The organism is Atlantibacter subterraneus (genome assembly GCF_007570865.1).
GTDB lineage: Bacteria > Pseudomonadota > Gammaproteobacteria > Enterobacterales > Enterobacteriaceae > Atlantibacter > Atlantibacter subterraneus.
In genome coordinates this window covers 257,237-271,194 of sequence record NZ_VLPS01000006.1, presented here as the reverse complement: position 1 = coordinate 271,194, position 13,958 = coordinate 257,237, and the positions used below count along the sequence as shown (strand labels likewise).

Genomic DNA, 13,958 nt, shown 5'->3' with positions numbered 1-13,958 from the left:
ATGCTGCCGATTCAACTTTCTGCAGGGATTGGCCGCACCCTGTCGCCGATTGCCGGGGTCATTATTGCTATCGCGGGGATTGCCGGCGTATCGCCGGTAGAAATCGTGAAGCGCACCGCGCTGCCGATGCTGGGCGGATGGCTGCTGATGCTGGTACTGACGTTTATGCGGGCCGGGCATTTGGTGAATATTCTGCCGTGGCTGGCGGGAATGATAGTGCTGATGCTGATTGGCGCGCTGGCGTTACGAAAACGCCAGGCAAACCCTAAAATCGCCTGATAAAAAAAGCGCCGGAATTCCGGCGCTTCGTTTTTTACGCCGCTTTAACCGCGTCGGCAATCCGGTTGGCAAATGCAGTGACCTGCTCTTCGTCTTCACCTTCGACCATCACGCGGATCAACGGCTCGGTGCCGGATTTACGCAACAGCACACGTCCACGGTTACCCAGCGCCTGCTCGACTTCAGCAGTGATCGCTTTCACCTGATCGCTTTCCAGCGGGTCGCCGCTGCCAGCGGTAAAACGCACGTTAACCAGCACCTGCGGGAACAGTTTCATGCCACTGCACAGGTCGTGCAGGCTCATATGGTTCCTGACCATGGCGGTTAATACCTGCAGCGCCGCGACAATACCGTCGCCGGTGGTGGTCTGATCAAGCAGAATCACGTGGCCTGAGTTTTCCGCCCCAATGCGCCAGCCTTTCTCCTGCATTTTTTCCAGCACGTAGCGGTCGCCAACTTTGGCGCGGGCAAACGGAATGCCGAGCTGCTTCAACGCCACTTCCAGGCCCATGTTGCTCATTAATGTGCCGACTGCGCCGCCGCGCAGTTTGCCCTGGCGCAGACCTTCGCGGGCGATGATATAAAGGATCTGGTCGCCATCGACTTTATTGCCTTCATGGTCAACCATAATGACGCGGTCGCCGTCGCCATCAAACGCAATGCCCAGATCGGCTTTTTCTGCCACCACGCGCGCCTGTAGCATCCGCACATCGGTCGCGCCGCATTTTTCGTTGATGTTTACGCCATCCGGCTCGCAACCCACGGCAATGACCTGGGCACCCAGTTCACGCAGCACGTTTGGCGCAATGTGGTAGGTCGCGCCATTGGCGCAGTCCACCACAATCTTCAGGCTGTTAAGATTGAGTTCGTTCGGAAAGGTGGCCTTACAGAATTCGATATAGCGCCCGGCAGCATCCACAATACGGCTGGCTTTACCGAGCTGCGCGGAATCCACACAGGTGATCTCTTTTTCCATTTCGGCTTCGATCGCTTCTTCGACTTCGTCCGGTAACTTGGTGCCGTCAATGGAGAAAAATTTGATGCCGTTATCGTAAAACGGGTTATGTGATGCCGAGATCACGATCCCGGCTTCCGCACGGAAAGTCCGGGTCATGTAGGCAATTGCCGGTGTCGGCATTGGGCCAGTAAAAGAGGCGGACAAGCCTGCTGCGGCCAGCCCAGCCTCCAGCGCGGACTCCAGCATATAGCCGGAAATGCGGGTATCTTTACCAATAATAATTTTGCGGGAGCCATGACGCGCCAGCACCTTTCCGGCGGCCCAGCCCAGCTTGAGCACAAAGTCAGGCGTAATGGGTGCATCCCCTACGCGCCCACGGATGCCATCGGTGCCAAAATATTTACGGTTACTCATAGCGTTTTTTATCCTTCGCTGAAAGTGTAGCTTCGACAACTCTCATTGCTTCTACCGTCTCTTTAACGTCATGGACGCGAATAATCTGCGCCCCCTGCATCGCCGCGATCACAGCGCAGGCCAGGCTGCCGCTTAATCGCTCCGTCGGCCCGACATTCAGTAACTGACCGACCATAGATTTACGCGACATTCCCACTAAAAGCGGTAGTTCGAAATGATGAAATTCTGCAAGCCTGGCGAGAAGTTGATAATTATGATGGAGATTCTTACCGAAACCGAAACCGGGGTCGAGTAACAATTTCTCTTTTGCGATTCCCGCCGCTTCGCAACGCGCGATTTGTTCAACAAAGTAGCGATTTACCGTCTCAAAAACGTCATCATAATGCGGCGCATGTTGCATAGTGCGCGGTTCGCCCTGCATATGCATCAGGCACACCGGCAGCCCCGTTTGCGCTGCGGCAGCCAGCGCGCCGGGTTCCTGCAACGAACGAATGTCGTTGATGATATGCGCGCCCGCCCTGGCGGACTCAAGGATCACTTCCGGCTTCGAGGTATCGACAGAAACCCAGACTTCGAAACGTTGGGCTATGGCCTCAACGACCGGGATCACGCGCGCCAACTCTTCCTCCACGCTGACTTCATCAGCGCCCGGCCGCGTGGACTCGCCGCCCACATCGATGATGGTCGCCCCGGCATTAATCATGGCGTTGGCATGTTTCACCGCATCAATCAGCTGATTGTGCTTGCCGCCATCAGAAAAAGAATCCGGCGTGACGTTGAGAATTCCCATTACGTGGGGGTGCGTAAGATCCAGCGTGGATCCCTGGGCATAGAGTTTCATCGTTAATCCTTGAGACCAGTTCACATACCAAAAAAAACCCCGGGCATGCCCAGGGTTTTCTCATTACCGCTTCATTAAAACTTACTTGTCGCCCAACTGTTCTGACATGGTATTGCCCGGGTTCGGCGTACGCGGCTCATCAATCGGACGCGGCGCTTGCGGGGTGCCATTGTTATCAGAGTTGTTCGTGCCTGGATCTTCCCAGCCTGCTGGCGGACGCACGTGGCGGCGAGCCATCAGGTCGTCAATCTGCGGCGCATCGATGGTTTCATACTTCATCAGTGCGTCTTTCATGGCGTGGAGAATATCCATGTTGTCATTCAGGATGGTGCGGGCGCGATTGTAGTTACGTTCAATCAGCGCTTTCACTTCCTGGTCGATGATACGCGCGGTTTCATCGGACATATGTTTAGCTTTTGCAACGCTGCGGCCCAGGAACACTTCGCCCTCTTCTTCCGCGTACAGCAGCGGACCGAGTTTGTCGGAGAAGCCCCATTGGGTCACCATGTTACGCGCCAGGTTCGTCGCCACTTTGATGTCGTTGGACGCACCGGTAGAAACATGCTCAGCACCGTAGATGATCTCTTCAGCAAGACGACCGCCGTACAGCGTGGAGATCTGGCTTTCCAGCTTCTGGCGGCTGGCGCTGATTGCATCACCTTCCGGCAGGAAGAACGTCACACCCAGCGCGCGACCGCGCGGGATAATCGTCACTTTATGCACCGGATCGTGTTCCGGCACCAGACGGCCAATAATGGCGTGGCCTGCTTCGTGATACGCGGTAGATTCTTTCTGCGCTTCGGTCATCACCATGGAGCGGCGTTCCGCACCCATCATGATTTTGTCTTTCGCTTTTTCGAACTCAACCATTGAAACGACGCGTTTGTTACCGCGAGCGGCAAAAAGCGCGGCTTCGTTCACCAGGTTGGCGAGATCCGCACCGGAGAAGCCCGGGGTACCGCGCGCAATGATGGCCGCATCGATGTCCGGAGACAGCGGAACGCGACGCATATGCACTTTCAGGATCTGCTCACGACCGCGCACGTCCGGCAGGCCAACCACAACCTGACGGTCAAAACGGCCTGGACGCAGCAGCGCAGGGTCAAGTACGTCAGGACGGTTAGTCGCCGCGATAACGATAATGCCTTCGTTACCTTCGAAGCCGTCCATCTCGACCAACATCTGGTTCAGGGTTTGTTCACGCTCGTCGTGACCACCGCCCAGGCCTGCGCCACGCTGACGGCCTACGGCGTCGATTTCATCGATAAAGATGATGCACGGCGCAGCTTTCTTAGCCTGTTCGAACATGTCACGAACGCGGGAGGCACCCACACCAACGAACATTTCTACGAAGTCGGAACCTGAAATGGTGAAGAACGGTACTTTCGCTTCGCCCGCAATGGCTTTCGCCAGCAGGGTCTTACCGGTCCCCGGAGGGCCAACCATCAGGACGCCTTTCGGGATCTTACCGCCCAGCTTCTGGAAGCGGCTCGGTTCACGCAGATATTCAACCAGTTCGCCCACTTCTTCTTTCGCTTCGTCGCAACCGGCGACGTCGGCGAACGTGGTCTTAATCTGATCTTCGGTCAGCATGCGCGCCTTGCTCTTACCGAACGACATAGCGCCTTTACCGCCGCCGCCCTGCATCTGGCGCATAAAGAAGATCCAGACGCCAATCAGCAACAGCATCGGGAACCAGGAAATAAAGATGGAAGCCAGCAGGCTCGGCTCTTCAGGCGGCTCGCCAACCACTTTTACGTTTTTGGTAATCAGGTTATCAAGCAGCTTCGGGTCGTTAACGGGGATGTAAGTCGTGTATTTGTTACTGTCTTTCTTGGTAACGTTGATTTCACGTCCGTTGATACGCGCTTCGCGAACCTGATCCTGGTTAACTTCCTGCAAGAAGGTAGAGTAATCCACCCTACGGCCATTCGACTCGCTGGGCCCAAAGCTCTGGAATACTGACATCAGCACAACGGCAATGACCAGCCAGAGTATTAGGTTTTTCGCCATGTCACTCAAGGGATTAACCTCATATTACAACTGTGTTAACAAACAGCGTCAGGGTACTATAGTTTGCGCCCAGTCGCTACAATGTAAACTTCACGTGAACGGGCACGGGAAGAATCCGGCTTACGAACTTTCACCTTCGTAAACAGGGAGCGAATATCCCTTAGATACTCATCGAAACCTTCGCCCTGGAACACCTTCACTACAAAACTACCACCCGGCGCCAACACATCGCGACACATATCCAAAGCCAGTTCGACCAGATACATGGAGCGAGGAATATCAACAGCAGGTGTCCCGCTCATATTTGGCGCCATATCCGACATGACAACCTGTACTTTACTCTCACCTACACGCTCCAGCAGCGCCTTCACGACTAATTCATCACGAAAATCGCCCTGAATAAAGTCCACACCGACGATAGGATCCATAGGTAAAAGATCGCATGCGATAATGCGACCCTGGCCGCCAATCTGCGTGACCACATACTGGGACCAACCGCCGGGTGCAGCGCCAAGATCGACAACCGTCATTCCTGGCTTAAAAAGTTTGTCACTTTGCTGTATTTCATCAAGTTTAAACCAGGCTCGGGAACGTAACCCTTTTTTCTGAGCCTGTTGAACATATTTATCGCTAAAGTGTTCCTGGAGCCAGCGGCTCGAGCTGGCAGAACGCTTTTTACCTGTCATTTCAATTTCCATCCGGGTTCATCGTGATACCCACGTGCCGTCAGGCTGAATACCCTGCGCTTTCGCCTCGCAGTACAATTTGAAATCTGTTGGGTATTAATGGGAGATGGCGGTAGAATGAACCGTTTTCAATCCCAACGTAAGTAAAAAAACCGATGAATCTGAGTACTAAACAAAAACAGCACCTGAAAGGTCTGGCACATCCGCTCAAGCCCGTTGTTATGCTTGGCAATAATGGTTTGACCGAAGGGGTACTGGCCGAGATTGAACAAGCGCTTACGCATCATGAGCTGATCAAGGTGAAAATCGCCACGGAAGATCGCGAAACGAAAACCCTGGTCGTTGAGGCCATCGTGCGGGAAACCGGCGCCTGTAATGTCCAGGTTATCGGTAAAACGCTCGTTCTGTACCGTCCTTCACAAGAGCGCAAAATTTCGCTGCCGCGTTAATCATCATCGGATGAGTCCACATAATTGTAACAATAATGTGGCAGCGCTGAGCAAAATGCCATGCTCTGTGTGATGTTAAAAGGCCGCATTGCGGCCTTTTACCTGGCTTTACAATAGCCGCAAATTTTCATTCCGCAATCACCATGATTTTTATCTAACACCTGCCGTCAAACTTTCAACGCAGACGTATATTCTTTAACCATTCGGATTAGGCCGAAAATGTGCGTGGGTTATCGCCGTTATTAAAGATATTCGACTTTCACGATTTCGAATTCAACCTGCCCACCCGGGGTGTTGATCACCACCACGTCATCGACTTCTTTTCCTACCAGGCCACGCGCAATGGGCGAGTTTACCGAAATCAGGTTTTGCTTAAAATCGGCCTCGTCATCACCCACAATGCGGTAGGTTTGCTCTTCATCGGAATCCAGATTCAACACGGTTACGGTAGAACCGAAAATCACCCGCCCATTGTTCGGCATTTTAGTGATATCAATCACCTGAGCGTTAGAGAGCTTGGCTTCAATATCTTTGATGCGTCCTTCACAAAAACCCTGCTGCTCACGTGCGGCGTGATATTCAGCGTTTTCTTTCAGGTCTCCATGTTCACGCGCTTCGGCAATCGCGGCAATGATCTCCGGACGACGAACGGATTTCAGGAAATCCAGCTCTTCGCGCAATTTATCAGCACCACGTAAGGTCATCGGAATCGCTTGCATTTTTATACCTCTTAAACAGTCCTTTTCGCAGCGGAAACCCCGCTACGGCCAGTATGTCGCCCCGGCCAAAACCCGCAGGCGCCGGGTAACAAACAAAAAAAAACCGACCCGGAGCAAGGCACCAGGTCAGGAACGATTTTGCATTTTGATACGCATTTTAACCTGAAGTTCCCTGAGGGTCATCGTTTACTTTACCGTACGATGCACCGTAGTATGACGGCACGTTTCCAGGCTGTTACCGCGAGATTATGCGATTTACCAGATTTGTCATTGGATTGGCCACAAGTATGGCGTTGACTGCGAACGCAGCAAACGTCGAAGAATACATTAATCAACTCCCCGCCGGCACAAACCTTGCGCTGATGGTGCAGAAAGTCGGCAGCCAAACCCCGGCAATTGATTATCACAGCCAGCAGATGGCCCTCCCCGCCAGTACCCAGAAGGTGATTACGGCGCTGGCGGCATTGCTGCAGCTTGGCCCTGACTATCGCTTTACTACCTCGCTGGAAAGCCGGGGTAGCCAGGAGAACGGCGTACTTAACGGCGATTTGATCCTGCGCTTCGGGGGCGATCCCACGTTTAAACGTCAGGATGTCCGCAATTTAGTGGCGGCGCTGAAAAAAACCGGTATCCAGGAAATTAAGGGAAACGTCCTGATCGATACCTCGGTTTTCGCCAGTCACGATAAAGCGCCGGGCTGGCCGTGGAACGACATGACGCAGTGCTTCAGCGCCCCGCCATCTGCTGCGATTGTTGACCGTAACTGTTTTTCTATCTCGCTCTACAGTGCGCCGAAACCCGGCGATATGGCGTTTATACGTATCGCTTCTTACTACCCGGTCACCATGTTTAGCCAGGTAAAAACGCTGCCGAAGGGATCTCCGGAAGCCCAGTATTGCGAACTGGACGTCGTGCCCGGCGATCTCAATCGCTTTACCCTGACCGGCTGCCTGACGCAGCGCGCCGATCCGCTGCCGCTGGCGTTCGCTATTCAGGACGGCGCAGGCTATGCCGGGGCGATATTGAAATCGGAGCTGAAAACGGCGGGCATTAGTTATAGCGGCACGCTGCTACGCCAGACGCAGCCGAATCCACAGGCGACAGTTATCGCCAGCAAGCAGTCGCCGCCGCTCCACGATCTGCTAAAAATCATGCTGAAAAAATCCGACAATATGATTGCTGATACCGTATTCCGCACCATTGGTCGTGAGTACTTCGGCGTACCGGGAACCTGGCGCGCTGGCGCAGATGCGGTACGGCAAATCCTGCGTCAGAAAGCGGGCGTCGATTTGGGCAACAGTATCGTGGTGGATGGCTCCGGCCTGTCGCGCCATAACCTGATCTCTCCGGCCACCATGATGCAGGTACTGCAGTACATCGCCCAGAATGATGCCCAGCTGAATTATATTTCGATGCTGCCTCTCGCCGGCTATGACGGCTCGTTGCAGTATCGCGCAGGGCTTCATGAGGCGGGGGTAAACGGAAAGGTGTCGGCGAAAACGGGTTCGCTGCAGGGTGTCTACAACCTGGCCGGGTTTATCACCACCGCCAGCGGTCAGAAAATGGCGTTTATTCAGTATTTGTCCGGCTACGCTGTTGAACCCGCCAATCAGCGCAATCGCCGTATTCCGCTGGTGCGTTTTGAAAGCCGTCTGTACAAAGACATTTACCAGAATAACTAAATTAAAAAGGCCGGGAATTCCCGGCCTTTCTATTCACTTATTAACGTTCGTAGATGATTTCGACGCCTTCGTCGTCATCCTCATCCCAGTCGTCGTCCCAGTCATCATCAGCTTCCGCTTCCATCTCTTCGAGCTGCTGACGGTGATAGTCATCCCACATGAATTCGACTTTTTCCGGGCCGTTCTCGGCGTTTTCCTGCGCGATCGGGTTTTCGATGATGAAGTTCATCACATCCCAGCACAGCGGATTCACGCCCTGCTGCGTGGCGGCGGAAATAAGGTAATACTCCCCTTCCCAGCCTAATGCTTCAGCAATAGCTTTGGCGCGCTGCTCCGCATCTTCACGATCGATCAGGTCGATTTTATTGAACACTAACCAACGCGGTTTAGCCGCCAGTTTCTCGCTGTATTTTTCCAGCTCGCCTACGATCACACGGGCGTTTTCTACCGGATCGGAACCGTCGATCGGATCAATATCAATCAGGTGCAGTAAAACGCGGCAACGTTCAAGGTGCTTCAGGAAGCGAATACCCAGACCCGCCCCTTCCGCAGCGCCTTCGATCAGACCGGGAATATCCGCAACCACGAAGCTCTTTTCGTTATCCATACGCACCACGCCCAGGCTTGGCACCAGGGTGGTAAACGGATAGTCCGCTACTTTCGGTTTGGCGGCGGATACCGCGCGAATAAAGGTCGATTTACCGGCATTCGGCAGGCCAAGCATGCCAACGTCAGCCAGCAGCATCAGTTCCAGCTGCAGATCGCGTTTTTCACCCGGCGTACCCATGGTTTTCTGACGCGGGGTACGGTTAACCGACGATTTGAAACGGGTATTGCCCAGACCGTGCCAGCCGCCCTTCGCTACCATCAGACGCTGGCCGTGTTTGGTCATATCGCCCATGGTCTCGCCAGTGCCCTGATCGATAACGCGCGTACCGACCGGCACCTTGATGGAGACGTCTTTACCGCGTTTACCGGTGCAGTCGCGGCTCTGGCCGTTCTGACCGCGTTCAGCGCGGAACGACTTCTCGAAACGGTAGTCGATCAGGGTGTTCAGGTTTTCGTCGGCTTCCAGCCACACGTCACCGCCATCACCACCGTCGCCGCCGTCAGGGCCGCCTTTCGGAATATACTTTTCACGACGGAAGCTAACGCAACCGTTGCCGCCATCACCTGCGACGACCAGAATCGTTGCTTCATCAACAAACTTCATTTTACTTCTCCGTAAATCATTCGCCCGAGCGGGGTAGCGTGACTACCGCTTCGCTTTTACGCCAGCGTCCCCAGAGACGATGACCAATGGCGGAATACATCGCGCCCGCAACCACGACAAACGCACCGACATAACCCAACACGTTGAGCATCGGTTTGGCGAAGAAATCGGGCCAGGCAATGGATAACAAGTCCGAAAACAGCAGGGTAAATAACGGGGTCAGCGTAATCAATGCGCTAACCTGCGCTGCCTGCCAGCGCGCCATCGCCTCAGCGAGTGCGCCATAACCTACCAGCGTGTTCAAACCGCAAAAAACCAGGCATGCCAGTTGCCAGGTACTTAATTGCCCAATGACCTCAGGATCGGCCAGTGGGAACATCGCGATAGTACATAAAGTGTACAGCAAAAAGAGGATCTGTTGCGAGGCCAGGCGTCGCAGCAAAACTTTCTGCGCCACGCCGTAACTCACCCAGACCGTCGCGGCACCCACGCCGAAAATAACACCCCACGTGTAATCCGTTAAACGTGTGAAGATTTCTATCAGGCTGGTGTTAAAAAACATCACCAGACCAGACAGCAGCATAATGGCCCCGATAATCTGGGTACCGCGCATCTTCTCTTTGAGGATAAAGACGCTGGCGACCATCATCCCCACCGGGGACAGTTGGCCAATCACCTGCGACGCCGTCGGGCTTAAATACTGCAGGGAAGAACTGAACAGGATAAAGTTGCCGAACAGTCCTCCGGTCGCGATAGCTAACAGAATCAGCCAACGCGGTTTACGAAACATTTTAAGCGGCGGCAGCCTGCCCTTCACCGCCAGGATTGCACCTAACCCAATCGATGCCATCAGAAAGCGGTAAAACACCACCGTAGGCGGCTCCATTACCGTCAGAACCTGTTTCATCGCAATGGGAAGTGCGCCCCAACAAACCGCGGTGGTAAGCGCCAGAAGAATACCGATGCCAGCCTGCTGTTTCATGAAAATCCCTGGAGAATTTTCCAGATACGGAATGTAAAAAGCCCCGCAACAAGTGCGGGGCTCAATCCGTTACCGGGACACGAAAAACTTATTCAGCAACGATGCTGATGAATTTACGGTTTTTCGGACCTTTAACTTCGAACTTAACTTTACCGTCAGTCAAAGCGAACAGAGTGTGGTCACGGCCGCAACCTACGTTCGAGCCAGCGTGGAATTTAGTGCCACGTTGACGAACGATGATGCTGCCTGCCAGAACTGCTTCACCGCCAAAGCGTTTCACGCCCAGACGTTTAGCTTCGGAATCGCGACCGTTACGAGTTGAGCCGCCAGCCTTTTTGTGTGCCATTTAATCTGCTCCCCTGTATTAAGCGCTGATGCCAGTGATTTTCACATCAGTGAACCACTGACGATGGCCTTGCTGCTTACGGTAGTGTTTACGACGACGAAACTTAACGATTTTAACTTTCTCGCCACGACCGTGAGCAACAACTTCAGCTTTGATTACGCCGCCATCAACGAAAGGAACGCCGATTTTGACATCTTCACCGTTTGCGATCATCAGAACTTCAGCGAACTCAACAGCTTCGCCAGTTGCGATGTCCAGCTTTTCCAGGCGAACGGTCTGACCTTCGCTTACTCGGTGTTGTTTACCACCACTTTGGAAAACCGCGTACATATAAAACTCCGCTTCCGCGCACGCCTTCTATAGGATTCAGAGTGCGCTACAAATATTCACAATAGGGCGCGAATATTACGCAAATCGTGAGCCTTTGACAAGTCCTGTCGTGAAACAGCGCAGAAAAAAAACACAACATTGATGGTGACGTTTATCTGCTACGTTTTTACGGTACAATCAACCCTACAACTTCAACCCTACTATCATACGTTCTTCCATTGTTACTTGTGGTAAACAGGACGATAGCCAGACTTTTGCGATGAATTTAGAAAAAATTAATGAGTTAACCGCGCAAGATATGGCGGGCGTGAATGCGACCATCCTGGAGCAACTCAACTCGGATGTTCAGCTTATCAACCAGTTAGGCTATTACATTGTGAGCGGCGGCGGTAAGCGCATCCGCCCGATGATTGCCGTGCTTTCCGCGCGCGCGCTCAATTACCAGGGCAATGCGCACGTGACCATTGCGGCGCTGATCGAGTTCATTCATACCGCCACGCTGCTGCACGATGATGTGGTGGATGAATCCGATATGCGTCGGGGTAAAGCGACGGCAAACGCAGCCTTCGGCAACGCCGCCAGCGTACTGGTCGGCGATTTTATTTATACCCGCGCCTTTCAAATGATGACTCAGCTCGGCTCGCTAAAAGTGCTTGGCGTGATGTCCGAGGCCGTTAACGTCATTGCCGAAGGCGAAGTCCTTCAACTGATGAACGTCAACGATCCGGACATTACTGAAGAAAGCTACATGCGCGTCATCTACAGCAAAACTGCGCGGCTGTTCGAGGCGGCGTCGCAATGTTCCGGTATCCTGGCGGGTGCCAGCGACGTTCAGGAGAAGGCGCTCCAGGATTATGGACGCTATCTGGGCACCGCGTTCCAGCTTATCGATGATTTGCTGGATTACAGCGCGGACGGCGAGCGGTTGGGTAAAAACGTCGGCGACGATCTCAATGAAGGGAAGCCCACGCTGCCGTTGCTGCACGCCATGTGGAATGGCTCCGAGGATCAGGCGAAGATGATTCGCGATGCGATTCAACAGGGCAATGGCCGTCATCTTCTCGATCCCGTACTTCACGCCATGGCGGAATGCGGTTCGCTGGAGTGGACCCGCCAGCGTGCTGAAGAAGAAGCCGATAAAGCTATTGCGGCTCTGGATGTGCTGCCCGATACGCCTTACCGCGAGGCATTAATCGCCCTGGCGCATATGTCCGTTCAGCGCGATCATTAATCGACTTGCTTCTCTCATTTCTGCGCCATCCGGCGCAGAAATTTTCCCCTAAAACTTACATCGCTTGCATCAAATAGTGCGTATCTGTGCACACTTCTGGTTATATCTAAAACTAACAAGAACCATTCGGAACTTTTCATGTTATACCTGTTGCCGGAGAAAAACAGCAGGCGAAAGATCGCATCATTTTGTATAGAGGGAAAACATGCAAAAGAAAGTCACAGACTGGCATCCGGCCGACATCATTGCCGGGTTGCGCAAAAGAGGGACCTCTTTAGCGGCTGAGTCACGTAAAGCAGGGTTAAGTTCTTCTACACTGGCTAACGCACTGACGCGCCCATGGCCCAAAGGGGAACGTATCATTGCCGATGCACTGGGCGTGGAGCCCTGGCTAATCTGGCCATCCCGTTATTATGATCCTAATACCCACGAGTTTATCGATCGCTCGCAGCTGATTCGATCGCGATAAAAAAAGCCGGGGTAATTCCCCGGCTTACAGGCTGGTTAATGGCGCGATTTAGTGCGCCATTACCAGAATTAACTGGATTTTACACGCTCGATACTGGCACCTAAGCCGCGTAATTTTTCCTCAATGCGCTCATATCCACGGTCGATATGGTAAATGCGATCGACATAGGTCGAGCCCTGAGCGATACACCCTGCCAGCACCAGGCTCGCCGAAGCGCGTAAATCCGTCGCCATTACCTGCGCCCCGGACAGTTTTTCCACACCGTGGCAGATCACAGTATTGCTCTCGATCTCAGCATGCGCGCCCATACGGATCAGTTCAGGCACGTGCATAAAGCGGTTTTCGAAAATGGTTTCGGTGATGACACCGGTGCCTTCCGCTACCAGGTTTAACAGGGTGAACTGTGCCTGCATATCGGTTGGGAATGCCGGATGTGGCGCGGTGCGCACGTTGACCGCTTTTGGACGCTTGCCGTGCATATCCAGGCTAATCCAGTCTTCGCCCACTTCGATATCGGCACCCGCTTCACGCAGTTTCGACAACACGGCATCCAGAGTATCCGGGCGGGTATTGCGGCACACCACTTTACCCCCGGAAATTGCAGCAGCTACCAGGAAGGTGCCGGTTTCAATACGGTCCGGCAGAACACGGTAAACCCCGCCGCCCAGACGTTCGACGCCTTCAATAACGATGCGGTCTGTTCCCATTCCGGTGATTTTCGCACCCAGGGTATTCAGGAAGTTGGCGGTATCAACGATTTCCGGCTCACGCGCGGCGTTTTCAATAATCGTGGTGCCTTCAGCCAGCGTCGCTGCGGACATAATGGTCACCGTTGCGCCAACGCTGACTTTATCCATGACGATATGCGCGCCTTTCAGACGGCCCTGGACGGAGGCTTTTACATAGCCCTCTTCCAGTTTGATCTCAGCGCCCAGTTGCTCAAGGCCGACAATATGCAGATCCACCGGACGTGCGCCGATCGCGCAGCCGCCCGGCAGAGAAACCTGGCCCTGACCAAAACGCGCTACCAGCGGCCCTAACGCCCAGATAGAGGCGCGCATGGTTTTCACCAGCTCGTAGGGCGCACAGAAAATATTGACGTTACTGGCATCGATCCACACGGAACCGTTGCGCTCAACTTTCGTACCCAGTTGGCTCAGCAGTTTCATGGTGGTATCAATGTCTTTCAGCTGCGGCACATTCTGGATTTCAACCGGCTCTTCAGCCAGCAGTGCGGCGAACAGGATCGGCAGCGCCGCGTTTTTAGCGCCGGAAATCGTTACCTCGCCCTGAAGCCGGCACGGACCTTGTACACGAAATTTATCCATGGAAATTTATCTCTTAAT

14 protein-coding genes and 1 pseudogene are annotated in these 13,958 nt (G+C 53.7%); 5 read left to right on the top strand and 10 right to left on the bottom strand.

Features of this window, described 5'->3' with window-relative positions:
• Positions 1-279: pseudogene (locus tag FND52_RS13245) on the top strand (C4-dicarboxylate transporter DcuC); the annotation flags it as partial.
• A 34-nt stretch (positions 280-313) separates the two neighbouring features.
• Here the strand turns inward: FND52_RS13245 and glmM are convergent.
• The 4 genes from glmM to rlmE all read right to left on the bottom strand — a co-directional run bounded on the left by glmM (position 314) and on the right by rlmE (position 5,191).
• A complete protein-coding gene (gene glmM, locus FND52_RS13240) occupies positions 314-1,651 on the bottom strand; it encodes a phosphoglucosamine mutase (RefSeq protein WP_125294248.1) in 1,338 nt (445 codons plus the stop codon).
• Complete coding sequence (folP, locus tag FND52_RS13235; RefSeq protein WP_144131287.1) at positions 1,644-2,492, bottom strand: dihydropteroate synthase; 849 nt, start codon at positions 2,490-2,492, stop codon at positions 1,644-1,646. Before folP ends, glmM begins: the two co-directional genes overlap by 8 nt.
• A gap of 81 nt (positions 2,493-2,573) precedes the next feature.
• Complete coding sequence (gene ftsH / locus FND52_RS13230) at positions 2,574-4,505, bottom strand: ATP-dependent zinc metalloprotease FtsH (protein WP_040459606.1); 1,932 nt, start codon at positions 4,503-4,505, stop codon at positions 2,574-2,576.
• A gap of 56 nt (positions 4,506-4,561) precedes the next feature.
• The gene (gene rlmE, locus FND52_RS13225; RefSeq protein ID WP_040459605.1) at positions 4,562-5,191 is read right to left on the bottom strand and encodes a 23S rRNA (uridine(2552)-2'-O)-methyltransferase RlmE; all 630 of its coding nucleotides are present in this window, start codon (positions 5,189-5,191) and stop codon (positions 4,562-4,564) included.
• 155 nt (positions 5,192-5,346) lie between these two features.
• On the opposite strand from rlmE, the gene yhbY reads away from it, so the two are divergent.
• Positions 5,347-5,640, top strand: coding sequence for a ribosome assembly RNA-binding protein YhbY (yhbY, locus tag FND52_RS13220; RefSeq protein WP_125294245.1), 294 nt, complete (start codon positions 5,347-5,349; stop codon positions 5,638-5,640).
• A gap of 242 nt (positions 5,641-5,882) precedes the next feature.
• Here yhbY and greA read toward each other — a convergent pair whose 3' ends face one another.
• Positions 5,883-6,359, bottom strand: a complete 477-nt coding sequence (greA, locus tag FND52_RS13215; protein WP_125294244.1) for a transcription elongation factor GreA — start codon at positions 6,357-6,359, stop codon at positions 5,883-5,885.
• A 248-nt stretch (positions 6,360-6,607) separates the two neighbouring features.
• Between greA and dacB the strand changes: the two genes are divergently transcribed.
• Positions 6,608-8,041 (top strand): serine-type D-Ala-D-Ala carboxypeptidase, encoded by a 1,434-nt coding sequence (dacB, locus tag FND52_RS13210; RefSeq protein WP_125294243.1) that lies wholly within the window; start codon positions 6,608-6,610, stop codon positions 8,039-8,041.
• Between the two features lie 40 nt (positions 8,042-8,081).
• Here dacB and cgtA read toward each other — a convergent pair whose 3' ends face one another.
• The 4 genes from cgtA to rplU form a co-directional block, all read right to left on the bottom strand.
• Positions 8,082-9,254, bottom strand: coding sequence for an Obg family GTPase CgtA (cgtA, locus tag FND52_RS13205; RefSeq protein ID WP_125294242.1), 1,173 nt, complete (start codon positions 9,252-9,254; stop codon positions 8,082-8,084).
• 16 nt (positions 9,255-9,270) lie between these two features.
• Positions 9,271-10,236 carry a DMT family transporter gene (locus FND52_RS13200; RefSeq protein WP_144131285.1) on the bottom strand — a complete coding sequence of 322 codons (966 nt, stop codon included), beginning with the start codon at positions 10,234-10,236 and terminating at the stop codon, positions 9,271-9,273.
• Positions 10,237-10,324: 88 nt separating this feature from the next.
• A complete protein-coding gene (gene rpmA / locus FND52_RS13195) occupies positions 10,325-10,582 on the bottom strand; it encodes a 50S ribosomal protein L27 (RefSeq protein WP_017457338.1) in 258 nt (85 codons plus the stop codon).
• Between the two features lie 18 nt (positions 10,583-10,600).
• Entirely contained in the window at positions 10,601-10,912 is a 312-nt protein-coding gene (gene rplU / locus FND52_RS13190) for a 50S ribosomal protein L21 (protein ID WP_002434221.1), read from the bottom strand.
• A 259-nt stretch (positions 10,913-11,171) separates the two neighbouring features.
• Between rplU and ispB the strand changes: the two genes are divergently transcribed.
• Both ispB and sfsB read left to right on the top strand, forming a co-directional pair.
• Positions 11,172-12,143, top strand: coding sequence for an octaprenyl diphosphate synthase (gene ispB, locus FND52_RS13185; RefSeq protein ID WP_144131282.1), 972 nt, complete (start codon positions 11,172-11,174; stop codon positions 12,141-12,143).
• Positions 12,144-12,348: 205 nt separating this feature from the next.
• On the top strand, positions 12,349-12,612 hold the full coding sequence (gene sfsB / locus FND52_RS13180) for a DNA-binding transcriptional regulator SfsB (protein WP_125294239.1): 264 nt from the start codon (positions 12,349-12,351) through the stop codon (positions 12,610-12,612).
• 68 nt (positions 12,613-12,680) lie between these two features.
• On the opposite strand, the gene murA is transcribed toward sfsB, so the two are convergent.
• Positions 12,681-13,940, bottom strand: a complete 1,260-nt coding sequence (murA, locus tag FND52_RS13175) for a UDP-N-acetylglucosamine 1-carboxyvinyltransferase (RefSeq protein ID WP_125294238.1) — start codon at positions 13,938-13,940, stop codon at positions 12,681-12,683.
• Positions 13,941-13,958: the final 18 nt, after the last annotated feature.

Excerpts from the sequence above, each read along its gene's own strand:
- glmM (WP_125294248.1), bottom strand. The coding sequence starts at position 1,651 with ATGAGTAACCGTAAATATTTTGGCACCGATGGCATCCGTGGGCGCGTA.
- folP (WP_144131287.1), bottom strand. The coding sequence starts at position 2,492 with ATGAAACTCTATGCCCAGGGATCCACGCTGGATCTTACGCACCCCCAC.
- ftsH (WP_040459606.1), bottom strand. The coding sequence starts at position 4,505 with ATGGCGAAAAACCTAATACTCTGGCTGGTCATTGCCGTTGTGCTGATG.
- rlmE (WP_040459605.1), bottom strand. The coding sequence starts at position 5,191 with ATGACAGGTAAAAAGCGTTCTGCCAGCTCGAGCCGCTGGCTCCAGGAA.
- yhbY (WP_125294245.1), top strand. The coding sequence starts at position 5,347 with ATGAATCTGAGTACTAAACAAAAACAGCACCTGAAAGGTCTGGCACAT.
- greA (WP_125294244.1), bottom strand. The coding sequence starts at position 6,359 with ATGCAAGCGATTCCGATGACCTTACGTGGTGCTGATAAATTGCGCGAA.
- dacB (WP_125294243.1), top strand. The coding sequence starts at position 6,608 with ATGCGATTTACCAGATTTGTCATTGGATTGGCCACAAGTATGGCGTTG.
- cgtA (WP_125294242.1), bottom strand. The coding sequence starts at position 9,254 with ATGAAGTTTGTTGATGAAGCAACGATTCTGGTCGTCGCAGGTGATGGC.
- FND52_RS13200 (WP_144131285.1), bottom strand. The coding sequence starts at position 10,236 with ATGAAACAGCAGGCTGGCATCGGTATTCTTCTGGCGCTTACCACCGCG.
- rpmA (WP_017457338.1), bottom strand. The coding sequence starts at position 10,582 with ATGGCACACAAAAAGGCTGGCGGCTCAACTCGTAACGGTCGCGATTCC.
- rplU (WP_002434221.1), bottom strand. The coding sequence starts at position 10,912 with ATGTACGCGGTTTTCCAAAGTGGTGGTAAACAACACCGAGTAAGCGAA.
- ispB (WP_144131282.1), top strand. The coding sequence starts at position 11,172 with ATGAATTTAGAAAAAATTAATGAGTTAACCGCGCAAGATATGGCGGGC.
- sfsB (WP_125294239.1), top strand. The coding sequence starts at position 12,349 with ATGCAAAAGAAAGTCACAGACTGGCATCCGGCCGACATCATTGCCGGG.
- murA (WP_125294238.1), bottom strand. The coding sequence starts at position 13,940 with ATGGATAAATTTCGTGTACAAGGTCCGTGCCGGCTTCAGGGCGAGGTA.